The following is a 22087-nucleotide window of genomic DNA, read 5'->3' on the forward strand; positions in this document are numbered from 1 at the left end:
GCGGCATAATTTATTATTTTTACCACACACTTAACCCAATACACTTTATATTATTCTTAATTACAATCAAAAATAAATACATTGACCTAAAAAACACAAACTGTGAACAGAGTTCAAAATTATTTTCTCTTTAATCGTACATAAGTAAAATTGTTTATTTATAGTGCGAGGCAGGTCGCGAAACAGAAACATTATGGTTTCAAAAAACTAACATTATGAATTACTTTTTTACAGCATATAAACAAAAAGATTCAGGAAATCGTTTCTACAAAAATGTAAACGCCACTATCTGCAAGCAAACCCAATCTTCAAAGAATAACCCGATAAAGGAGCTGTATATGCGTAAGTTGATGTTAACCATGATGTTGCTTAGCGCGGTAGGAGCTGCCCATGCTGAGGAATTAACTGGAACACTGAAAAAAATCAAAGACAATGGGATTATCGTTGTTGGACACAGAGAATCTTCTGTTCCATTTTCTTATTACGATAATCAACAAAACGTTGTCGGCTATGCTCAAGATTATTCCAACTTGATTGTTGATGCCGTCAAGAAAAAGTTGGATATGCCCAACCTGCAAGTCAAACTAATCCCGATTACCTCCCAAAACCGCATTCCGTTGCTGCAAAACGGCACTTATGATTTTGAGTGTGGCTCTACCACCAATAACCTTGAGCGCCAAAAACAAGCTGCATTCTCCAACACTATCTTTGTCGTCGGTACTCGTCTGCTGACCAATAAGGATTCAGGAATAAAAGGGTTTGACGATCTGGCCGGGAAACATGTTGTCGTTACTTCCGGTACAACATCTGAAATTCTGCTGAACAAACTTAATGACGAGAAGCAAATGCAGATGCGCATAATCAGTGCCAAAGACCACGGTGATTCATTCCGTACTCTGGAATCAGGCCGTGCTGTCGCTTTCATGATGGATGACGCATTGCTGGCGGGTGAACGCGCTAAAGCGAAAAAACCTGATCAGTGGATCATTGTTGGTAAACCACAATCAGAAGAAGCTTATGGCTGTATGCTGCGCAAAGATGATCCTCAATTCAAGAAATTGATTGATGGCACGATTGTGAAAGTACAGACCTCCGGTGAAGCAGAAAAACTCTTTGATCTCTGGTTTAAACAACCGATTCCACCTAAAAAACTGAATATGAACTTCTCCATGTCAGATGAGATGAAGACCTTATTTAAATCACCAAATGATAAGGCTTTGAATTAAGGAATTAACTAAAAACACTCGATTTTATTGGCACGATGGGGGTGAGGTAGTCGTTCCCTACCTCATTTTTTTAGCCTGTTCTTTTGAGTCAATGAATTACCACTAATAGAACGTTTTAGGCGTGACAGCCAACCCCATTTCAGGGAGCACGATTATGTCTGTTGATTGGAATTGGGGCATCTTTCTACAAGCTGCCCCTTTTGGTAATACCACCTATTTGGGGTGGCTTATTTCTGGGTTTCAGGTGACGATTGCACTTTCCGTCTGCGCTTGGGTTATTGCGCTCGTTGTTGGATCGTTGTTCGGTATCCTCCGCACCGTTCCGAACAAATTTCTAGCAACACTAGGCGCTTGTTATGTTGAGCTGTTCCGCAATGTTCCTTTGATCGTCCAGTTTTTTATATGGTATCTGGTGGTACCAGAATTCCTGCCCAAAAATTTGAGTAATTGGTTCAAGATGGAACTGGACCCCAATATTCAATTTTTTATTTCCTCGGTAATCTGTCTGGGGCTATTTACTGCCGCCCGTATCTGCGAGCAGGTTCGAGCGGCCATCCAGTCACTGCCACGGGGGCAAAAAGCCGCAGGCCAGGCCATGGGCCTGACTCTGCCACAAACCTACCGCTATGTCCTGCTGCCAAACGCCTATCGTGTCATTATCCCTCCGATGACCTCAGAGATGCTTAATCTGGTAAAAAATTCTGCTATTGCCTCCACCATTGGTCTGGTGGACATGGCAGCACAGGCAGGTAAATTACTCGATTATTCGGCACATGCTTATGAATCATTTACGGCGATCACACTAGCTTACGTTGGCATCAATCTGGTGATCATGCTTGCCATGACTCTGCTTGAGAAAAAAGTGCGCTTGCCAGGCAATCTGGGGGGGAGATAGAAAAATGTATCAGTTTGACTGGAGTTCCATTATTCCCAGCTTGCCATTTCTACTGAATGGATTGGTGATAACCGCCAAAATTACCGTGATAGCCATTATCATTGGCATTGCTTGGGGAACCTTGCTGGCAATGATGCGCCTATCTTCTATCAAAATACTGAGCTGGTTTGCCACCCTGTATGTCAACCTCTTTCGCTCAGTTCCACTGGTGATGGTATTGCTGTGGTTCTACTTGATTGTGCCGAATTTATTACAAAATGTTCTAGGTATATCACCAAAAACCGATATCCGTTTAATTTCTGCAATGGTAGCGTTCTCGCTATTTGAAGCGGCCTACTACTCCGAAATCATTCGGGCGGGTATTCAGAGTATTTCCCGGGGGCAGTCATCTGCTGCGCTGGCGCTGGGTATGACCCACATGCAAAGTATGCGTCTGATTATCCTGCCACAGGCATTCCGCGCAATGATCCCATTACTGTTAACGCAAGGCATTGTATTATTTCAAGATACATCGCTAGTATATGTACTGAGTCTGGCTGATTTTTTCCGTACAGCAACGAATATAGGTGAGCGCGACGGTACTCAGATTGAAATGATTCTGTTTGCCGGCGTTGTTTATTTTGTGATTAGCTTTGCCGCTTCCATGCTAGTTAACTATTTAAAGAAAAGGACTGTTTGATGATTTCCCTGAAAAATGTATCCAAGTGGTATGGCCAATTTCAGGTTCTGACTGACTGCTCAACTGAAGTCAAAAAGGGCGAAGTAGTCGTGGTCTGTGGCCCCTCGGGTTCCGGTAAATCCACACTAATAAAAACGGTTAATGGCCTTGAACCTGTCCAGCAGGGTGAAATTCGGGTAAACAACACACCGGTCAATGATAAAAGCACCAACCTGGCTCAATTGCGTTCTAAGGTTGGCATGGTGTTCCAGCACTTTGAGTTGTTTCCCCATTTATCAATCATTGAGAACTTGACACTGGCTCAGATTAAGGTTTTGAAACGCGATAAAAAAACCGCCACCGAAAAAGCGTTGAAACTCTTGGAGCGAGTCGGGTTGACCAGTCATGCTGATAAGTTCCCCGCACAGCTTTCTGGCGGTCAACAACAGCGTGTCGCCATTGCCCGTGCACTCTGTATGGATCCCATCGCCATGCTGTTTGATGAACCCACTTCAGCACTTGATCCTGAAATGATCAATGAAGTACTGGATGTCATGGTTAAGCTGGCTAATGAAGGCATGACCATGATGGTTGTGACCCATGAAATGGGATTTGCCAAAAAAGTGGCTCATCGCGTCATCTTCATGGATGAAGGAAAAATTGTCGAAGACAGCAAAAAAGAAGATTTCTTCGCCAACCCTAAATCAGAACGCGCCCGTGATTTTCTGGCGAAAATTCTACACTGATTTTCTCCCTGTCGGCGGATAACACGACTTCCGCCGACCTTAATCTGCTTCGAAAATAGGTAAATTTCAGCGATCTCACTTTAACAAGTGTTGTTGCCCCTATCCCTTATCAGCTATGCTATGAGGTCTTAGATTTCATAAACAAACTATGCGCGTTACAGGCGCAGCTTTATTACTCACCATAGGATTATCGGTGCCATGCAAGAACAATATCGTCCAGAAGACATAGAGCGACAAGTACAGCTTCACTGGCAAGAGAAGCAAACTTTTAAAGTGACAGAAGACAGCAACAAAGAAAAATACTATTGTCTGTCCATGCTACCTTATCCTTCTGGCCGACTACATATGGGCCACGTCCGTAACTACACCATTGGTGATGTGATTTCCCGTTATCAGCGTATGCTTGGCAAAAACGTCCTGCAACCTATCGGTTGGGATGCATTCGGTCTGCCAGCAGAGGGCGCTGCGGTCAAAAATAATACCGCACCTGCTCCATGGACCTATTCCAATATTGAATACATGAAAGCCCAGCTGAAAACTCTGGGATTCGGTTATGACTGGGATCGTGAAGTCACAACCTGTACGCCAGAATACTACCGCTGGGAACAATGGTTCTTCACCAAACTGTACGAGAAAGGTCTGGTTTATAAAAAAACCTCTGCCGTCAACTGGTGTCCACATGACCTGACCGTTCTGGCTAACGAACAGGTTATTGACGGCTGCTGCTGGCGCTGTGATAGCCAGGTTGAACGCAAAGAGATCCCTCAGTGGTTCATCAAAATCACTGATTACGCTGAAGAACTGCTGAACGATTTGGATAAGCTGGAAGATTGGCCAGAGCAGGTCAAAACTATGCAGCGTAACTGGATTGGTCGTTCAGAAGGTGTTGAAATTACCTTTAATGTGGCTGACAGTCAGGAAACACTGACGGTTTATACGACTCGCCCAGATACATTCATGGGAACGACCTATGTCGCTGTTGCATCTGGCCATCCTCTGGCAAAACAGGCAGCGGAAAATAATCCTGAACTGGCTGAGTTCATCAACGAATGCCGCAATACCAAAGTTGCCGAAGCTGATATGGCCACTATGGAGAAAAAAGGTGTGCCAACAGGCATGTTCGCAATTCATCCATTGACCAACGAAAAAATTGCTATCTGGGTCGCTAACTTTGTTCTGATGGAATACGGTACAGGCGCAGTGATGGCAGTCCCAGCCCATGATCAGCGCGACTGGGAATTTGCAACCAAGTACAGCCTGCCAATGAAAACCGTCATTCTGGACAACGACGGCAATGTGCCAACTGTTCAGGAAGGCGCAGCTACTGATAAAAATGCACTGGTTAATTCCGGTGAATTCAGTGGACTGAGCAATGAAGAAGGCTTCAATGCTATCGCAGATAAACTGGTCGAGATGGGTGCTGGCAACCGTAAGGTTAACTATCGTCTGCGTGACTGGGGTGTTTCCCGTCAACGTTATTGGGGGGCGCCAATTCCAATGGCGACACTGGAAGATGGCACTGTCGTTCCTGTTCCAGAAGATCAACTGCCAGTTATCCTGCCAGAAGATGTTGTGATGAATGGCATCACCAGCCCAATCAAAGCAGATCCTGAGTGGGCCAAAACGACTATCAATGGTCAACCAGCGCTGCGTGAAACCGATACTTTCGATACTTTCATGGAATCATCATGGTACTACGCACGCTATACCTGCCCAGATTATGACAAAGGTATGCTCGATCCGGCCGCCGCTAACTATTGGCTGCCAGTGGATCAATACATCGGTGGTATTGAACACGCCATCATGCACTTGATGTACTTCCGTTTCTTCCACAAGCTGATGCGTGATTCTGGGATGGTCAATTCTGACGAACCAGCCAAACGCCTGCTGTGCCAAGGTATGGTTCTGGCAGATGCATTCTATTACACCGGCAACAGCGGCGAAAAAGTCTGGGTATCCCCAGCTGACGCGATTGTTGAGCGTGATGATAAAGGCCGCATCGTGAAGGCGGTGGATCAAGACGGTCATGAGCTGGTCTATACTGGCATGAGCAAAATGTCTAAATCCAAAAATAACGGTATCGATCCACAAATTATGGTCGATAAATACGGCGCTGATACCGTTCGCTTGTTCATGATGTTCGCTGCGCCACCAGAACTGACACTGGAATGGCAAGAATCTGGCGTAGAAGGCGCTAACCGCTTCCTTAAACGTGTCTGGCGCCTGGTGTATGAACACAGCAGCAAAGGAGCAACCCAGCCGCTGGATATCGCCAGCCTGACGACTGAACAGAAAGATTTGCGTCGTGACTTACATAAAACCCTTGCGAAAGTCACCGATGATATCGGCCGTCGTCAAGCATTCAATACTGCAGTTGCGGCTATCATGGAGCTGATGAACAAGCTGACTCGTGTCCCACAGGAAACCGAGCAGGATCGCGCTTTAATGCAGGAAGCACTGACTGCGGTTGTGCGTATGCTTTCCCCTATCACGCCACACGCTTGTTTCGTGATGTGGAAAGAACTTGGTAATGAAAGCGACATTGACACTGCTGCATGGCCACAGGCTGATGAGCAGGCAATGGTGGATGATACCAAGTTGGTCATCATCCAGATTAACGGTAAGGTTCGTGGTCGCATTACCGTACCCGCAGATGCGACAAAAGAGTATGTCCAAGAGATGGCGGCAAAAGAGTACAGCGTTGCGAAATACCTTGAAGGCGTCAGTATTCGTAAAGTCATCTATGTTCCAGGCAAATTGCTGAATCTGGTCGTCGGCTGATAACAGGAGTCCATATTTTGGTAGGAAATAATGTGCGGCATGGTATTTTCACGTTGTTTCTGGGGTTAGCGGTGCTGGTCACCGCTGGCTGTGGTTTTCATCTTCGTGGCACAACACAGGTACCAAAAGAACTTCAAACATTACAATTAAGTTCAGGTGATCCCTACGGGCCTCTGGCCAGAGCAGTACGCCAGCAACTTCGTCTGAACGATGTCAAGATTGTTGAACGTGGCGATGCCTCAGTACCGATCCTGAAACTCTTGGGTTCTAATGAGCACAAAGAGACTGCTTCTGTATTTCAGGATGGTAAAGCGGCGGAACGTCAATTAGTACTGTACGTTGATGCCCAAGTACTCATGCCGAATGGCGGTATCTATCCATTGCGAGCAAGGGTTGATCGTTCTTTCTTCGATAACCCGCTGGAGGCACTGGCAAAGGATGCGGAAAATGAACTGATTCAGCAGGAAATGCGCGAGCAAGCAGCCCACCAGCTTATGCGCCAGTTGCTGACCGTTCACAGTGCAGAACTCTTGAAAACTGAAGAAAAACAGCAAGCAGCGACTGCACAAAAGCAATGATCCGACTCTATCCTGAACAACTCCTTTCGCAGCTCAATGAAGGGCTGCGAAACAATTACCTGCTATGGGGCAACGAGCCGTTACTGTTGCAGGAAAGTCAGGACAGCATCCGCAGAGTGGCTGAACAGCATGGCTTTCTGGAGCATTTCACCTTTTCTTTGGATAACCATACTGAATGGGAAGAAATCTTCAGCCTGTGCCAGTCACTCAGCCTGTTTTCCTCTCGCCAGTCGCTTACCCTGCTACTGCCGGAAAATGGCCCAAATGCAGCAATGATAGAACGACTAACCAAGCTGTCTGGATTGTTGCACGCAGATATCTTATTGATATTACGTGGGCACAAACTCACCAAGGCGCAGGAAAATAGCCCGTGGTTCAAAACACTTGGGCAAAATGGCGTGTACGTCAGTTGTCTGACCCCTGAACAAAACCGTCTTCCTCAATGGGTGGCACAACGTGCCAGAAGCATGGGGCTATCACTGGAAGATGAAGCTAACCAACTACTGTGCTATTGCTATGAGGGAAATTTATTGGCACTGGCTCAGGCGCTGGAACGCCTTTCTCTGCTCCATCCCGATAATCGGCTGACGCTTCCCCGTGTTGAAGAAGCTGTCAACGATGCAGCACATTTTGCCCCCTATCACTGGGTTGATGCCCTGCTGGCAGGCAAAATCAAACGGGCGTGGCATATACTGAAACAACTTCGACAAGAAGATACTGAGGCGGTCATCCTGCTTCGCACTATACAACGGGAGCTAATGCTGCTGTTAATCCTCAAACGTCAGGATAAGACGACCCCTTTGAAGACACTGTTTGATCAACACAAAGTTTGGCAAAACCGTCGATCACTGCTGACAGCCGCACTACAGCGCTTGTCACTGCAAGATCTGCAATCAGCCATACATTTGCTGATCCAGATGGAACTGTGTGTCAAACAGGATTATGGCCAATCTATTTGGGCTGACCTGGAAACGCTTTCCATGCTGTTATGCGGAAAAACATTACCAGAGAGCTTCTTGAATGCTTCATTCCACTGATTCAACAATAGCCCCGAGCTCCCCGATTATTCAGGCACTGTTTGGGGGCACATTCGATCCCATTCATTATGGTCACTTGCGCCCTGTGGAGGCATTAGCGAAACAGGTAGGGCTAAAACAGGTCATTTTACTACCAAACCATGTTCCGCCACATCGCCCACAACCTGAAGCAACCGCCAGTCAACGGTTGGAGATGGTTCGTCTGGCCGTACAGGACAACCCGCTTTTTACCGTCGATACCCGTGAACTGGAACGTCAGACGCCCTCTTATACGATAGAAACGCTGAAATCCTTTCGTCAAGAAGTCGGCGAGCAACGGCCACTGGCATTCATCATCGGACAGGATTCACTGCAATCCATCCATACATGGTATAAATGGGAAGAATTACTGGGTATCTGCCACCTTCTGGTCTGCTCACGTCCGGGTTATCAAAGCCAACTTTCAACCTCAGATATGCAGAAATGGCTTGAACAGCACAAAATTGACACTCCAATATCATTGAGCCAAAAACCACATGGTTGTATTTATCTGGCTGCTACTCCGTTATTAAACATCTCAGCAACTGATATTCGTCAACGCCATCAGCAAGGGCTGAGTTGTGATGATTTACTGCCTCCAGCGATACAAAATTATATCGATTCACGGGGACTATATCGACAATAACGAAAACATACTGTGATTTGCCGCTGAGTCGCTTACTTTTACAGAGATTGGCATGCTATTATTCTGCATTATTCAACCAATTTGATGAAATTAAGGTGATCCTTTTGCAAGGCACAGAACTACAAAAATTTGTTATTGATAAACTTGAAGATTCCAAAGCACAGGATATTGTTTCTATAGATGTTCGTGGAAAATCCAGTATTACCGACTGCATGGTGATCTGCACTGGCACATCAACCCGTCACCTGATGTCCGTGGCAGACAATCTGGTTGATGACTGCCGCGAAGCCGGAATTATGCCGCTGGGTGTTGAAGGGCAAGGCATCTCAGACTGGATAGTCGTTGACCTCGGCGAAATAATGATACATGTCATGCAGGAAGACAGCCGTCGCATGTACGAACTGGAAAAACTCTGGAGTTGAGTTTGAAGTTACAATTGGTCGCTGTAGGAACAAAAATGCCGGACTGGGTTCAGACCGGCTTTATCGATTATTTGCACCGTTTTCCCAAGGACATGCCTTTTGAGCTGATTGAAGTCCCAGCAGGGAAACGAGGTAAAAATGCTGACATCAAACGTATTCTTGAAAAAGAAGGCGAACAAATGCTGACGGCTGTCGGCAAAGGCAACCGCATTGTGACACTGGATATTCCCGGATCTCGTTGGGATACCCCGCAGTTAGCACAACAGCTCGAACGCTGGAAACAGGACGGCAGAAATGTCAGTTTGCTTATTGGTGGCCCAGAAGGTCTGGCTCCGGCCTGCAAAGCTGCCGCAGAGCAAAGTTGGTCACTTTCTCCACTGACGCTGCCACACCCTCTGGTACGGGTTCTGGTTGCTGAAAGCCTTTATCGGGCGTGGAGTATCACGACTAATCACCCTTACCATCGGGAATAAATTGGGTAATCTATCACCGTGAATTCTGGCAATGGGATGAAGAATAAACGAACCCCTTTTCGCGATCATACGGCTGAATCAGCCCTTTTTATGCGCCGTGCACTCGTGGCGTTCATTGGCATTATCATTTTAACGGGGATTCTGATTGCCAATCTTTATAATCTCCAGATCATTCGCCACGAAGATTACCAGACCCGCTCAAATGGGAACCGCATTAAGCTCGTTCCCATTGCCCCAAGTCGGGGTATCATTTATGACCGTAATGGAACACCATTAGCGACTAACCGCACTATTTACCAATTAGAAATCATTCCACAGAAAATCGATAATCTTGACAAAACTCTGGATGAGTTGCGCTCCATAGTTGACCTGACCGATGAAGATATAGAAAACTTCAAGAAAGAACGTCAACGCGCACGTCGTTTTACTTCCGTTCCTTTGAAAACATCTCTGAACCAAGTACAGGTTGCTCGGTTTTACGTCAACCAATATCGTTTTCCAGGACTGGAAATCAAGGGCTATCAGCGTCGCGAGTACCCTTTTGGTTCCGCTCTCACCCACGTGATTGGTTATGTCGCCAAAATCAATGACAAGGACGTAGAACGGCTTGAGAAAGAGGGTATTCTCGCTGACTATGCAGCTACCCATGATATCGGTAAGCTGGGCATTGAGCGTTATTATGAATCAACTCTGCATGGCAAACCCGGCTATGAAGAAGTTGAAGTCAACAACCGGGGCAGGGTGATCCGCCAGTTACATGAACAACCCCCACAGGCTGGTAAAGATATCTACCTGTCGATAGATTTGAATCTGCAAAACTATATTGAACAAATCCTGACGACCAGCCGTGCTGCTGTCGTGGTCACTGATCCTCGTACTGGGGAAGTGTTGGCAATGGTATCGAACCCAAGCTATGACCCCAACCTGTTTGTGGATGGGATTTCCAGTAAGGATTATAAAAATCTGCTCAACGACCCTAACCGTCCGCTAATTAACCGCGCAACCCAAGGGGCTTACCCACCGGCATCAACGGTTAAGCCTTTTATTGCCTCTGCGGCACTGAGTAGCGATATCATCACAAAGAACACCACGATATTCGATCCCGGCTGGTGGCAGCTACCCGGTTCAGAAAAACGTTATCGTGACTGGAAACGCTGGGGACACGGTAAGCTGAATGTGCATAAATCTATCGTTGAATCGGCAGATACTTTTTTCTATCAACTAGCCTATGATATGGGCATCGATAGGCTTTCCGAATGGATGTCAAGGTTTGGTTATGGTCAATTTACAGGTATTGATTTGAGGGAGGAAACTCCCGGCAACATGCCAACCCGAGAATGGAAAGTGAAACGCTATAAAAAACCGTGGTATCAAGGTGACACCATTTCTGTCGGCATCGGTCAAGGATACTGGACAGCCACCCCTATGCAGATGGTGAAGGCTCTGATGATATTAATCAATGATGGCGAAGTAAAAACGCCACATTTCTTGCTGGGTACTCGCGTGAATGGCGAAATGCATCCTTACCAACCTCCTGTAAATCATTCGATTGGTGATATCCATTCCGGCTACTGGGAAATTGCCAAAGATGGCATGTACGGTGTCGCCAATGCCCCAAACGGCACCGCACGCAGGTTCTTTGCCGGTGCACCATACAAAGCAGCCGTAAAATCGGGCACCGCACAGGTATTCAGCTATGAAACCTATAATGCAAGCAAACTGGCAGAACATCTGCGTGACCACAAACTAATGATAGCCTTCGCGCCCTATGACAGCCCAACGGTTGCCATTTCTATTATTCTGGAAAACGGCGGCTCAGGACCCGCGGTTGGAACGATAATTCGTCAAATTCTGGATCATATTTTAATCAAGGATAGCGAGCGCATCACTCCCGTTGCGGCTCCGGCCGTAACCGGAACACAAGCTAATTGAGTAACGCCATGACAGACTCTCAGAAAAAGGTTCCTTTCTGGACCAGAGTACATATCGATATCCCACTGCTGCTGTGCATTCTGGCATTGTTAGTCTACAGTCTTTTCATTATGTGGAGTGCCAGTGGGCAAGACGTTGACATGATGGAGCGTAAAGTCGGTCAGGTTATCATGGGGCTGATAGTCATGATCGTCTTGGCTCAAGTCCCGCCACGCATATACGAGAACTGGGCACCTTATCTTTATATTGGATGCGTGTTCCTACTAGTCCTTGTTGATGTTTTTGGGCACATAAGTAAGGGTGCACAACGCTGGCTGGATCTGGGCATTGTGCGCTTTCAGCCATCGGAAATTGCTAAAATTGCCGTTCCTTTGATGGTTGCCCGTTTCATGAACCGTGATCTCTGCCCTCCCTCATTGAAAAATACGGGGATTGCACTGATTCTGACATTCTTGCCTACCCTACTGGTCGCCGCACAGCCAGACTTGGGAACCTCTATCCTGATTGCCGCCTCTGGTGTATTCATTTTGTTTCTGGCAGGAATGAACTGGCGGTTAATCACCATTGCCATTTTATTGATTGCCTGTTTTCTTCCGATATTGTGGTTCTTTTTAATGCATGACTACCAACGTGCCAGAGTCATGATGCTGCTGGATCCTGAAAGTGATCCTCTGGGTAAGGGCTATCACATCATCCAGTCTAAAATCGCTATTGGCTCAGGAGGGGAATTTGGCAAAGGCTGGCTACAAGGAACACAGTCGCAATTGGAATTTCTACCTGAACGCCATACAGATTTCATTTTCGCTGTTCTCTCTGAAGAACTGGGGCTGGTGGGTGTTCTTGTCTTGCTGGCTCTCTATCTACTGCTCATCATACGGGGTTTGATTATTGCCGCCAGAGCACAAAATACTTTTGGTCGGGTGATGGTGGGTGGTTTAATACTAATTCTATTTGTCTATGTCTTCGTAAATATCGGCATGGTGAGCGGTATCCTGCCTGTAGTCGGTGTTCCCCTGCCGCTGATTAGCTATGGCGGTTCGGCATTAATTGTCTTAATGGCGGGATTCGGCATTATCATGTCAATACATACGCATCGCAAGTTATTGTCCAAAAGTTTATAAGGAAGAGGTTTCATGCGTCAACAATGGCTTATACTCGGCATCGTGGCTGTACTGATATCAGGCTGTACAACAACAGGTAATGAAAGGGAGGACTCCTCCATTCCTCCTGTTCCAACCCGTGAGGTATTGGGTGCAGAACCTCAATATGAGCCTTATCACCCAAGTGCCAACCAAGACTATCAAAGGGATGGGCAATCCTATCGCATCGTGCAGGACTCAGCTAACTTCACCCAGACGGGTTATGCCAGTGGGTTCGGTGAAGAAGCGAATGGAAAACTGACAGCAATCGGTGAACGAGCCAGTCCTTATGCTTTAACGGCGGCACACCCCACATTGCCTATTCCAAGCTATGTGCGGGTCACTAATTTGAGCAACGGGCGCATGATAATTGTCAGAATTAATGACCGTGGCCCTGATAATAAGCCGGGAAAAATCATTGAATTATCGCGGGCGGCGGCGGAACGCCTGAATCTGATGCCACAAAGCAGAGTCAAACTGGATGGAATTCAAGTTGCACCTGATGGATCAGTTTCTGGCTTGGGGACAGAAGGCGCGACTATCGTCAAACAAAGTTATGCTTTACCTGACAGGCCCAATATTGGCGCACCAGCCATGATGAGCAGCCCATCTGAACAGAATATCGCAGAGCAAAATACTGTGGGCCAACCTGCTGCTGAGCAGAATCTGTCTGGGAATACAGAAAATCCGTTTCTCACGTCACCGCCCGTGGGAACACCATCTGCACCAAAGCAATCAGAGACAAAATGGATATTGCAGCCACAGACTGAACCTGTTGCGACTCCCCCCGTGACACCTGAACCTGCCGCCACATCAACGGGCGGTTTCATGGTACAAGTTGGTGCCATTAGTTCTGAACAGAAAGCCAAAGAGTGGCAACAATCATTAAGCCAGCGCTTTAATGTACAAGGCCGTATTATGCAATTTGGCAATGTCCATCGCGTTCAACTGGGGCCTCTCAGCAGCCGCCAGCAAGCAACGGAACTGCAAAAGAAATTGACTGACCAGATGCATCAATCCTCCTTTATTGTTGCCCCCTGACTAGCCAATCATCTGCTGATATTCGACAATTCCGTCAATATCAGCAGATGGGTAAAAAACAACCGGGTAAAAAAGTGTAAACCTTCAACTCACTCAATTTTGTTTAATGTCAGCTTTTTTGTCATTTGTTATTATGTCGCTTATTATCAATCCCTTTCTCACGGATGCTACCTAATCAATCATGAAATACATAGCTACTTCCCGTTTTATTAAAAATGCCACCTTAGGCATCGCTCTGGCTGCCAGCGCTTCTGCATTCGCCAACACGGATGATAATTTCAAAACCATGATCCCCGGCGTTCCTCAAACCGATGCAGAAGCCTATATTCTGATTGATTACAATTCAGGCAAGATATTGGCAGAAAAAAATTCGGATATCCGACGTGATCCCGCCAGTTTGACGAAGATGATGACCAGCTATGTGATTGGTCAAGCCATCAAATCAGGGAAAATCGGTCCGAATGACACTGTTACCGTCGGTAAGGATGCTTGGGCAACGGGCAATCCGGTGTTTAAAGGCTCCTCACTGATGTTTTTGAAACCCGGCGATCAAGTCTCTGTTGCCATGCTTTCCCGTGGTATCAACCTGCAATCCGGTAATGATGCCTGTGTCGCAATGGCTGACTATGTGGCAGGCAGTCAAGATGCATTCGTCAACCTGATGAATAAGTATGTGCAGAATCTAGAGTTGCAAAACACACACTTTGAGACTGTCCATGGCCTAGATGCAGCAGGTCAGTACAGTTCTGCCCATGATATGGCACTGATTGGTCAGGCTCTGATCCGTGATGTACCGGATGAGTATGCAATCTACAAAGAGAAAGAATTTACTTACAACAATATCCATCAGCCTAACCGTAACGGGCTGCTATGGGATAAAAGCCTGAATGTGGATGGCATCAAAACTGGCCACACCAGTGGCGCCGGTTATAACCTTGTTTCTTCCGCCACCGAAAGTAATATGCGCCTAATTTCTGTCGTCATGGGCAGCCCAACATTCAAAGGCCGTGAAACCGACAGCAAAAAACTGCTGACTTGGGGTTTCCGCTTCTTCGAAACGGTCTCGCCATTGCAGGTGGGTAAAGAATTTGCCTCAGAACCAGTCTGGTTTGGTGATGCTGATAAGGTACAACTGGGCGTCGATAAAAATGTTTACCTGACTATTCCCCGTGGCCGCCTGAAAGATCTGAAAGCCAGCTACGTATTGAACAATACCGAACTACATGCCCCACTTGCCAAAGATCAAGTCGTCGGTACTATCAACTTCCAACTTGATGGTAAAACCATTGAACAACGTCCATTGGTCGTGATGCAGGAAATCAAAGAAGGAGGTTTCTTCAGCCGTATGATCGATTACATCAAATTGATGTTCCATCATTGGTTTGGTTGATCCCTTGAAAGGTAAGCATTGAACCTTATATTAGTCACTAATTGTTAGAAAATAATCACGCCACGGCAAAAACTACCACGTTGCCGTGGCAAGTAAACTAGGAGTGCCCATGAAAACAAAATTAAATGAACTGCTTGAGTTCCCCTGCTCATTCACTTACAAAGTGATGGGCTTAGCTCAACCTGAGCTGGTGGATCAAGTTATTGAAGTGGTTCAGCGCCATGCGCCGGGCGATTACTCCCCAGTTGTGAAACCAAGCAGCAAAGGTAATTACCACTCGGTTTCCATCACTATCAATGCCACACATATTGAGCAGGTTGAAACGCTGTATGAAGAGTTAGGTAATCTGGAGCTGGTGCGAGTGGTTCTGTGATTAAACAGCCACAACGTGATTGATTAAGTATTTAATGCCCCAGTCGGGGCATTTTAAAAGCTACAATTCATGATGAAATTCATCAAATCATGCGTGATCATCCTTAGATGAAGATTTCGACCAATACGCCATGAAATTGATTAATGAACGATCTAAATGACGTTCCTGAAGCAAATACTGACGCAGTTTCTTTACCACAGAGGATTCTGCTGCAATCCAACCGTAAAAACGAGCCTCATTATTTTCACTTGTCGCCCTTTCCCATAACTCACCCTCTGATGTGGTCTTCTCATCCAGAGCTTGTTCTTTGATAAACGCTGATTCTGGAATAGTGACGTGCCGGGAAACTTCCTCTATCAGCCGTTTACCATACTGATACTTTCCTTCAGTCTCTCGGGGCAACCAGAACACATCAGCAAATGTGAAATGCTCTACATTGACACAATCCCCTTGCTCAGGAACTTCAAAGAATGCCTGAACATAAGGTGGGTTATCACGCTGAGCTAATTGTTCGAGGATACCCAAAGCGGCTGGCAAGGCAGTCTCATCGGCGATCAGGAGTGTTTGACACATGTGCTCAGGAGGATCCCATTCACACCCTCCCACGCTATTTTCCATACAGCCATCCAAACCTGCCATCGGAGCAACAATTTGGAGTGTATCCCCCAGGTTTGCATGGGATAACCAATTGGATACCGGACTGTTTTTTCCATGCAGAACAAACTCAACATCCATTTCGTGCTTTTCAATTCGTAACGCTCTCAATGTGTAAGTTCGCATCAATGGACGCTGCTCTTTAGGTATCGCCATGTAATCACGACGCCATTCTTCCCCACCCTCTAACTTTAGTGCAGGGTTATTTTGAACAGGAAACAGTAATTTAATACGTTGATCAGGTGCATATCTCCGCATCCTGTGTACGTCAGGCCCTTGGAAAACACAGCGTAATATGGATGGTGATACCAAGATTCGTTCTTTTAAGAACAGAGTAAAAATAGAGTAGGTTGAAGACATAATATTATATTAACAAAAAGGCTTGTTATCTCTTTATTGATAAAATATGAGTCAACATACTTTAAGCAATATCTTAAATCAATATCATTTTGATAATAATTATCAATATCATTAATGATGTAACGAACACAACCAGCTCGTGTTCACTGCCACCTCAAAAACGCCAGAATGCCTTCGAACAGAGGATCAGGATCGGATAAATTTCAAGACGCCCCAATAACATGGCCGCACACATCATCCATTTCGCGACAGCATCAAGATCACCGAAACCTTGCGCGGTTGCGCCATAACCGACTCCCATATTATTGATACAGGCAGCAACGGTAGCAAACGAGGTCACTAAATCATAACCCAACAGATTCAATGCCCAGATAAAGAAACAGCTGAAAAAGACATACAAAAAGAAAAAACCCCAGACCGAGCGCAGTACCCTTTCATGAACCGAAGACTGGCCAACTTTAATCGTTGAAATGGCATTCGGATGAACAAGCTGATTAATTTCGCTGATACTCTGCTTTGCCAGGATCAGGAAACGGAGTGCCTTAATACCGCCACACGTCGATCCCACACAGCCCCCAAAGAAACTGACTGCTAACAGCATCAATATCGTGTGGGAAGGCCATTGGGCATAATCTGAAGTCGCCAGGCCATTATCGGTCATCATGGAACTGGTCATGAAAAAACCATGAACGAAGGCTTCCTTCATACCATACATACCCGAGCGATATAACTCCAGCCAGATAATGCAAACTACCGCCGCCAGCACCAGCAGAAAAAATTTCAGTTCGGCATTTTTCAACAGTGGTTTTAGGCTTCTGCGTGTCAGTGCAACAAAATAGAGCGTAAAGTTGACTGCCGCCAATACCGAGAAAATGCCCCCCACCATTTCAATAGCTGCACTGTCATAATAACCAAGGCCTTCATTGCGGGTCGAAAATCCACCTAAAGAAACGGTCGAAATTCCATGACAAACGGCATCAAACCACGACATTCCCGCTACTTTAAAACTCACCGAACATAGAGCACCCAACAGCAGATAAACCAGCCATAAACTTTTAGCACTGTCGGCAAGGCGAGGGGTCAGGCGCTCTTCTTTAAAAGGACCAGGCATTTCTGATTGATAGAGTTTTACCCCACCAATACCGAGCAAAGGCAGAATCGCAACAGCCAGCACGATAACTCCCAATCCACCAATAAAATTAAGCTGTGCACGATAATAGAGAATAGACTTGGGTAATGCAGACACATCATTCAGTACCGTTGCCCCCGTCGTTGTGATACCCGACACACCTTCAAACACCGCATCCACAAGGTTGATATTCAGGCTTTTATCAAGGACAAAAGGCAAAGCACTGAGCAGTGAAAAGAGCAGCCAGAACAACACGATGATAAGAAATCCATCTTGGGTACTGGGTTGTGCCTTAGTTTTGCGGGTAAAATACCAACCAACGCTTCCGGCACTCAATCCAATAAGCAACGTCTCAAAAAAGGCAAACACACTTTTTTCTTTATAAAATAGTGCAACAAAAATAGGCAGCAACATAGAGAGGCTGTAAAGAAGCACCAGAAAACTACAAAGATGCCCCACAATCAGGAGTTGGTTTTTTCTGACCATCTGTTAGCTCAAACAGAGATTAAAGGAGAAATCATCGAAATATATAACCATCATAATATAAAATTTAAATATATTCGTCTAATTAACAATATTATTGCATTAAAGCATTCTCAAACTGGTGGGAATCCTTTTAGGACGTTATACTGGCGGGTAATTTTTGTTAACGAATGATGAAGTTCCCATTGCAACATAACACCGTTATTTTACGCCAGCTGGGTATCCAGCCTTACGAACCAGTTTCTGATGCTATGCACCAGTTTACTGAGCAGCGTACTGCGGAAACATCCGATGAAATTTGGCTCGTCCAGCACGAAAAAGTGTTTACGCAAGGTCAGGCAGGTAAAGCCGAGCATGTGCTTACACCAGGTGAGATTCCCGTTATTCAATCCGACAGGGGCGGCCAAGTAACCTATCATGGCCCTGGGCAACAAGTCATGTATGTCTTAGTCGATTTGAAACGGGCGAAAATTGGTGTGCGCCAGTTGGTGACCGCAATCGAGAATACCGTAATCGAAACCTTGGCTTATTTTGGTGTAGAAGCGCATGCCCGTCCAGATGCGCCGGGTGTTTATGTCCAAAACAACAAAATATGTTCACTTGGGCTGCGTATCCGTAAAGGGTGCTCTTTCCACGGTCTGGCACTGAATATTGCAATGGACTTACAGCCATTTTTACGCATTAATCCATGTGGTTATGCGGGAATGCAGATGACTCAACTCAGTCACCTCGTAGCAGAGGTAACGGTTGAAGATGTACAACCTGTTCTGGTGGAAAAATTCTGCCGGATCTTGGGATTTCAACTAATCGATGAAAGATGATATAATTTTTTAACATTTTTCAAAAAAAATTGAATGGATTTATTGATCTGATGGCTCTGATATAGGGATTAGACAATAAATCAAAATCTGAAGAATATAACTGGAACCGGCACGATTATGAGTAAACCAATTCAGATGGAACGCGGTGTCAAATATCGCGACGCAGATAAAATGGCTCTGATCCCTGTAAAAACAGTGGCCACAGAACGTGAAGCACTCTTGCGTAAACCTGAGTGGATGAAAATCAAACTTCCTGCGGATTCCAGCCGCATTCAGGGCATCAAAGCGGCAATGCGCAAAAATGGTTTGCATTCCGTCTGTGAAGAAGCCTCCTGCCCTAACCTAGCCGAGTGCTTTAACCACGGAACAGCTACCTTTATGATCCTTGGTGCGATTTGTACCCGTCGCTGCCCATTCTGCGACGTGGCACATGGTCGCCCGACTGCACCAGATACCAATGAGCCCACCAAGCTCGCGCAAACCATTCAAGATATGGCTCTGCGTTATGTCGTGATCACCTCTGTTGACCGTGATGATCTGCGTGATGGCGGCGCACAGCATTTTGCCGACTGTATCTCTGCCATTCGCGAAAAAAACCCATCAATTAAAATCGAAACACTAGTACCTGATTTCCGTGGCCGCATGGATCGTGCGCTGGAAATTTTGACAGCGACACCACCTGATGTATTTAACCACAATCTGGAAAACGTACCACGGGTATATCGTCAGGTTCGCCCAGGTGCTAACTACGAGTGGTCGTTGAAGCTACTGGAAAAATTCAAGGAAACTCATCCAAATATCCCAACCAAGTCAGGTTTGATGGTGGGATTGGGCGAGACCAACGAAGAAATTTTAGAAGTGATGCGCGATTTGCGTCGTCATGGTGTCACCATGCTGACATTAGGCCAATATTTACAGCCAAGTCGCCATCACCTGCCAGTCCAGCGTTATGTCAGCCCGGCTGAATTTGACGAGATGAAAGAAGCCGCACTGGAAATGGGCTTTACCCATGCTGCCTGTGGTCCATTTGTCCGCTCTTCTTATCATGCTGATATGCAGGCCAAAGGTATGGAAGTCAAATAACCTGCCGCCACCATCATGATAAATATTATTTTTGCTGTATTTATAGGTGGTGGCTTGGGCAGTGTATTACGCTGGTTAATTAGCTCCCGCCTGAATAATGCCTCTACTCCTCTTGCCGTTGGTACGCTGACGGCTAACTGCGTTGGGGCATTTATCATTGGGTTGGGATTGGCTTATTTTAATAAGGCCACACACCTTGATCCAGTTTGGAAATTGATGCTGACCACAGGTTTCTGTGGTGGGTTGACAACCTTTTCCACCTTTTCTGTTGAAGTTGTTTATTTGTTACAGGCTGGAAAAATCGGCTGGGCATTGAGCAGTATTCTGGCAAACCTAGTGGGCTCATTATTGATGACAACGTTTGCTTTTGCTGTGATGAATAGGTTCTAAATCAAGTTGCGCTCAAAAACATAAAAAACCCGTTGTAGTAAACGGGTTTTCAAAATACGGGGATAGAAATTAGATTGGGACAACGTTTGCAGCAGATGGACCTTTCGCACCCTCAGTGATTTCAAACTCGACTCTTTGACCTTCAGCCAAAGTTTTGAAACCGTTAGACTGAATGGCGGAAAAGTGTACGAAAACATCTTTGCTACCATCTTCTGGAGTGATAAAACCGAATCCTTTGGATTCATTAAACCACTTAACGTTACCTTTAATTTTTGACATCAAACTTACCTTTAATAAATAAGACACAAACTCTGTGTCACATACAGTACAACAATAATATAGTCTACTGTCTGTAACGTAGATCACGAAATATATAACAAAATGTGAAAAACGCACGTTTTGTTTTATTTCATAAAGTTATTTTATACTTTAGTAGTAATTTCATAAATAAACTAGTATTTTGTTCAACTCTGTTTAGCTTTAATTTTTTTATTCTTTTCATGTTCCAGCAACCACACTTTGATATCTAGTCCACCAGTATAGCCGACTAACTTACCATCATGCCCAATCACTCGATGGCAGGGTACAATCAGGGAAATGGGATTACGTGAGTTTGCCATTCCTACAGCACGGCAATAATTAACGGACCCCAGAGTCAATGCCAATTGTTTATAACTCCACATGTCGCCAAAAGGGATGTTGCAGAGCTGCTGCCAGACTCGCTTCTGGAATTCTGTTCCCTTCATGCTCAAAGGAACCGTGAATGTATGTCGTTTTCCTTTGAAATATTCCTGTAACTCTTTTACACACTGCTTAGTAATCGTGTTTTTAGATTCTAATTCTTTCTTTTCATTAACAAAGTAGATGCTAGTGACTCCTTCATCATCTGCAGTGATATGTACATAAGGTTTCGGAAAACCTTCTGGAGTATTCAGGTAATGATGATACATAAACTACCTCCATTTAATTTATTGTTAATAATTTCTATACTAGCCTAAATCTCTCCTTCATCAATTTGCAATGATGAATTCAGTTACACATCTGACAATTTGATAAAGAAACCATCCCGCCCTCTGACAATAAAAATCAGAGGATTGCCAATCTGATTGAACACCCTATTTTTGATGGGGTTCATTCAAAAAAGATAAAGCCACTATATATAGTGGCTTTTATAAAAAAATACAACGTATATTGTATTTATTTCATAAATAGATTATCCGAATATAATACAAAAATGTTAGTTTTTATTATTGGCTACAGCGGTACTCAGAAAGTAATTTTACCAGAAGCGTTATCATTTATGGCAAACACAGTTGTGTTTGGTACAATTTTGCCTGCCTTCTCTACAACGCAAGATCTGTCTGATGAGATATATAAGTAATTACTATACTGTGTCTAATAAATTTCAAGTTGCAGTACGGTAGCAAGTAAAACGAATTCCCAAGGCATAGATATAGATAACGATCTGGCTAGAGTAAGTGAAAGCAGTCAACAAGACTGCGACTTGAAAAATGAAGGGAATAAATGTATTGCTTTCACCAAAATTTAGCTTTTTTTCTACATACCCTGATATAAAATCGTTAAAATAAATTAAAATACCTTATTGATTACAATATTTTTATTGTATGTAAAACCAAAATACAGATTAATTGAAATTTTCTGAAACATATCAAAAAACAACACCCCAATAAATAAAAAATAACTATATAACAGTAAGATATATCATTAATACCACCTAAAATACGCTTTTAGGATTAAGCATTTACTTTCTTAAAAAAGATTAAAAATCAAATTATAGTCACAAACATTACG

General features: G+C 45.0%; 22 protein-coding genes. 18 read left to right on the top strand and 4 right to left on the bottom strand.

Annotation, left to right across the window (positions count from 1 at the left end):
- Positions 1-332 precede the first annotated feature (332 nt).
- The 15 genes from PSI22_RS08095 (at position 333) to ybeD (ending at position 15355) form a co-directional block, all read left to right on the top strand.
- Positions 333-1226 (top strand): amino acid ABC transporter substrate-binding protein, encoded by an 894-nt coding sequence (locus PSI22_RS08095; protein ID WP_038196099.1) that lies wholly within the window; start codon positions 333-335, stop codon positions 1224-1226.
- 154 nt (positions 1227-1380) lie between these two features.
- Entirely contained in the window at positions 1381-2121 is a 741-nt protein-coding gene (locus PSI22_RS08100; protein WP_273579312.1) for an amino acid ABC transporter permease, read from the top strand.
- A gap of 4 nt (positions 2122-2125) precedes the next feature.
- Positions 2126-2800 (top strand): glutamate/aspartate ABC transporter permease GltK, encoded by a 675-nt coding sequence (gene gltK, locus PSI22_RS08105; protein ID WP_038180119.1) that lies wholly within the window; start codon positions 2126-2128, stop codon positions 2798-2800.
- On the top strand, positions 2800-3525 hold the full coding sequence (locus tag PSI22_RS08110; protein WP_273579313.1) for an amino acid ABC transporter ATP-binding protein: 726 nt from the start codon (positions 2800-2802) through the stop codon (positions 3523-3525). Before gltK ends, PSI22_RS08110 begins: the two co-directional genes overlap by 1 nt.
- 198 nt (positions 3526-3723) lie before the next feature.
- Entirely contained in the window at positions 3724-6306 is a 2583-nt protein-coding gene (leuS, locus tag PSI22_RS08115) for a leucine--tRNA ligase (protein WP_273579314.1), read from the top strand.
- Positions 6307-6338: 32 nt separating this feature from the next.
- On the top strand, positions 6339-6884 hold the full coding sequence (gene lptE / locus PSI22_RS08120) for an LPS assembly lipoprotein LptE (protein ID WP_038180207.1): 546 nt from the start codon (positions 6339-6341) through the stop codon (positions 6882-6884).
- Positions 6881-7921 carry a DNA polymerase III subunit delta gene (holA, locus tag PSI22_RS08125; RefSeq protein ID WP_273579315.1) on the top strand — a complete coding sequence of 347 codons (1041 nt, stop codon included), beginning with the start codon at positions 6881-6883 and terminating at the stop codon, positions 7919-7921. Before lptE ends, holA begins: the two co-directional genes overlap by 4 nt.
- A complete protein-coding gene (gene nadD, locus PSI22_RS08130) occupies positions 7905-8585 on the top strand; it encodes a nicotinate-nucleotide adenylyltransferase (protein WP_273579316.1) in 681 nt (226 codons plus the stop codon). The genes holA and nadD overlap by 17 nt, the downstream gene beginning before the upstream one ends.
- Before the next feature lie 95 nt (positions 8586-8680).
- Positions 8681-9007 carry a ribosome silencing factor gene (gene rsfS, locus PSI22_RS08135; protein ID WP_080516005.1) on the top strand — a complete coding sequence of 109 codons (327 nt, stop codon included), beginning with the start codon at positions 8681-8683 and terminating at the stop codon, positions 9005-9007.
- Between the two features lie 2 nt (positions 9008-9009).
- Complete coding sequence (gene rlmH / locus PSI22_RS08140; protein WP_273579317.1) at positions 9010-9480, top strand: 23S rRNA (pseudouridine(1915)-N(3))-methyltransferase RlmH; 471 nt, start codon at positions 9010-9012, stop codon at positions 9478-9480.
- A 36-nt stretch (positions 9481-9516) separates the two neighbouring features.
- A complete protein-coding gene (gene mrdA, locus PSI22_RS08145; RefSeq protein WP_273579318.1) occupies positions 9517-11412 on the top strand; it encodes a peptidoglycan DD-transpeptidase MrdA in 1896 nt (631 codons plus the stop codon).
- Positions 11413-11420: 8 nt separating this feature from the next.
- Positions 11421-12533 (top strand): peptidoglycan glycosyltransferase MrdB, encoded by a 1113-nt coding sequence (mrdB, locus tag PSI22_RS08150; protein WP_273579319.1) that lies wholly within the window; start codon positions 11421-11423, stop codon positions 12531-12533.
- Positions 12534-12545: 12 nt separating this feature from the next.
- Positions 12546-13592, top strand: a complete 1047-nt coding sequence (gene rlpA, locus PSI22_RS08155; RefSeq protein ID WP_273579320.1) for an endolytic peptidoglycan transglycosylase RlpA — start codon at positions 12546-12548, stop codon at positions 13590-13592.
- Between the two features lie 181 nt (positions 13593-13773).
- The gene (dacA, locus tag PSI22_RS08160) at positions 13774-14982 is read left to right on the top strand and encodes a D-alanyl-D-alanine carboxypeptidase DacA (RefSeq protein WP_273579321.1); all 1209 of its coding nucleotides are present in this window, start codon (positions 13774-13776) and stop codon (positions 14980-14982) included.
- A gap of 109 nt (positions 14983-15091) precedes the next feature.
- Positions 15092-15355, top strand: a complete 264-nt coding sequence (gene ybeD, locus PSI22_RS08165) for a DUF493 family protein YbeD (RefSeq protein ID WP_012989589.1) — start codon at positions 15092-15094, stop codon at positions 15353-15355.
- 87 nt (positions 15356-15442) lie between these two features.
- Here ybeD and PSI22_RS08170 read toward each other — a convergent pair whose 3' ends face one another.
- Both PSI22_RS08170 and PSI22_RS08175 read right to left on the bottom strand, forming a co-directional pair.
- Positions 15443-16369 carry a siderophore-interacting protein gene (locus PSI22_RS08170; protein ID WP_273579322.1) on the bottom strand — a complete coding sequence of 309 codons (927 nt, stop codon included), beginning with the start codon at positions 16367-16369 and terminating at the stop codon, positions 15443-15445.
- 154 nt (positions 16370-16523) lie between these two features.
- Positions 16524-17984 (bottom strand): TrkH family potassium uptake protein, encoded by a 1461-nt coding sequence (locus tag PSI22_RS08175; RefSeq protein WP_273579323.1) that lies wholly within the window; start codon positions 17982-17984, stop codon positions 16524-16526.
- Between the two features lie 170 nt (positions 17985-18154).
- Between PSI22_RS08175 and lipB the strand changes: the two genes are divergently transcribed.
- From lipB to crcB, 3 genes are all read left to right on the top strand, one after another.
- Entirely contained in the window at positions 18155-18802 is a 648-nt protein-coding gene (lipB, locus tag PSI22_RS08180) for a lipoyl(octanoyl) transferase LipB (protein WP_273579345.1), read from the top strand.
- A gap of 117 nt (positions 18803-18919) precedes the next feature.
- Positions 18920-19885 (top strand): lipoyl synthase, encoded by a 966-nt coding sequence (gene lipA, locus PSI22_RS08185; RefSeq protein ID WP_038180165.1) that lies wholly within the window; start codon positions 18920-18922, stop codon positions 19883-19885.
- 15 nt (positions 19886-19900) lie between these two features.
- Positions 19901-20275: a fluoride efflux transporter CrcB gene (gene crcB, locus PSI22_RS08190; RefSeq protein ID WP_273579324.1), complete on the top strand. Its 375-nt coding sequence runs from the start codon at positions 19901-19903 to the stop codon at positions 20273-20275.
- A gap of 69 nt (positions 20276-20344) precedes the next feature.
- Here crcB and cspE read toward each other — a convergent pair whose 3' ends face one another.
- Together cspE and PSI22_RS08200 are read right to left on the bottom strand one after the other, a co-directional pair.
- The gene (gene cspE / locus PSI22_RS08195) at positions 20345-20554 is read right to left on the bottom strand and encodes a transcription antiterminator/RNA stability regulator CspE (protein ID WP_012989594.1); all 210 of its coding nucleotides are present in this window, start codon (positions 20552-20554) and stop codon (positions 20345-20347) included.
- A gap of 185 nt (positions 20555-20739) precedes the next feature.
- A complete protein-coding gene (locus PSI22_RS08200; protein ID WP_038192339.1) occupies positions 20740-21225 on the bottom strand; it encodes a methylated-DNA--[protein]-cysteine S-methyltransferase in 486 nt (161 codons plus the stop codon).
- Positions 21226-22087: the final 862 nt, after the last annotated feature.

It is taken from the genome of Xenorhabdus aichiensis, from assembly GCF_028598775.1.
GTDB classification, from domain to species: domain Bacteria; phylum Pseudomonadota; class Gammaproteobacteria; order Enterobacterales; family Enterobacteriaceae; genus Xenorhabdus; species Xenorhabdus bovienii.

Excerpts from the sequence above, each read along its gene's own strand:
- rlpA (WP_273579320.1), top strand. The coding sequence starts at position 12,546 with ATGCGTCAACAATGGCTTATACTCGGCATCGTGGCTGTACTGATATCA.
- PSI22_RS08100 (WP_273579312.1), top strand. The coding sequence starts at position 1,381 with ATGTCTGTTGATTGGAATTGGGGCATCTTTCTACAAGCTGCCCCTTTT.
- PSI22_RS08200 (WP_038192339.1), bottom strand. The coding sequence starts at position 21,225 with ATGTATCATCATTACCTGAATACTCCAGAAGGTTTTCCGAAACCTTAT.
- ybeD (WP_012989589.1), top strand. The coding sequence starts at position 15,092 with ATGAAAACAAAATTAAATGAACTGCTTGAGTTCCCCTGCTCATTCACT.
- nadD (WP_273579316.1), top strand. The coding sequence starts at position 7,905 with ATGCTTCATTCCACTGATTCAACAATAGCCCCGAGCTCCCCGATTATT.
- cspE (WP_012989594.1), bottom strand. The coding sequence starts at position 20,554 with ATGTCAAAAATTAAAGGTAACGTTAAGTGGTTTAATGAATCCAAAGGA.
- dacA (WP_273579321.1), top strand. The coding sequence starts at position 13,774 with ATGAAATACATAGCTACTTCCCGTTTTATTAAAAATGCCACCTTAGGC.
- holA (WP_273579315.1), top strand. The coding sequence starts at position 6,881 with ATGATCCGACTCTATCCTGAACAACTCCTTTCGCAGCTCAATGAAGGG.
- mrdA (WP_273579318.1), top strand. The coding sequence starts at position 9,517 with ATGAAGAATAAACGAACCCCTTTTCGCGATCATACGGCTGAATCAGCC.
- crcB (WP_273579324.1), top strand. The coding sequence starts at position 19,901 with ATGATAAATATTATTTTTGCTGTATTTATAGGTGGTGGCTTGGGCAGT.
- lipB (WP_273579345.1), top strand. The coding sequence starts at position 18,155 with ATGAAGTTCCCATTGCAACATAACACCGTTATTTTACGCCAGCTGGGT.
- mrdB (WP_273579319.1), top strand. The coding sequence starts at position 11,421 with ATGACAGACTCTCAGAAAAAGGTTCCTTTCTGGACCAGAGTACATATC.
- gltK (WP_038180119.1), top strand. The coding sequence starts at position 2,126 with ATGTATCAGTTTGACTGGAGTTCCATTATTCCCAGCTTGCCATTTCTA.
- lipA (WP_038180165.1), top strand. The coding sequence starts at position 18,920 with ATGAGTAAACCAATTCAGATGGAACGCGGTGTCAAATATCGCGACGCA.
- PSI22_RS08110 (WP_273579313.1), top strand. The coding sequence starts at position 2,800 with ATGATTTCCCTGAAAAATGTATCCAAGTGGTATGGCCAATTTCAGGTT.
- leuS (WP_273579314.1), top strand. The coding sequence starts at position 3,724 with ATGCAAGAACAATATCGTCCAGAAGACATAGAGCGACAAGTACAGCTT.
- PSI22_RS08170 (WP_273579322.1), bottom strand. The coding sequence starts at position 16,369 with ATGTCTTCAACCTACTCTATTTTTACTCTGTTCTTAAAAGAACGAATC.
- PSI22_RS08175 (WP_273579323.1), bottom strand. The coding sequence starts at position 17,984 with ATGGTCAGAAAAAACCAACTCCTGATTGTGGGGCATCTTTGTAGTTTT.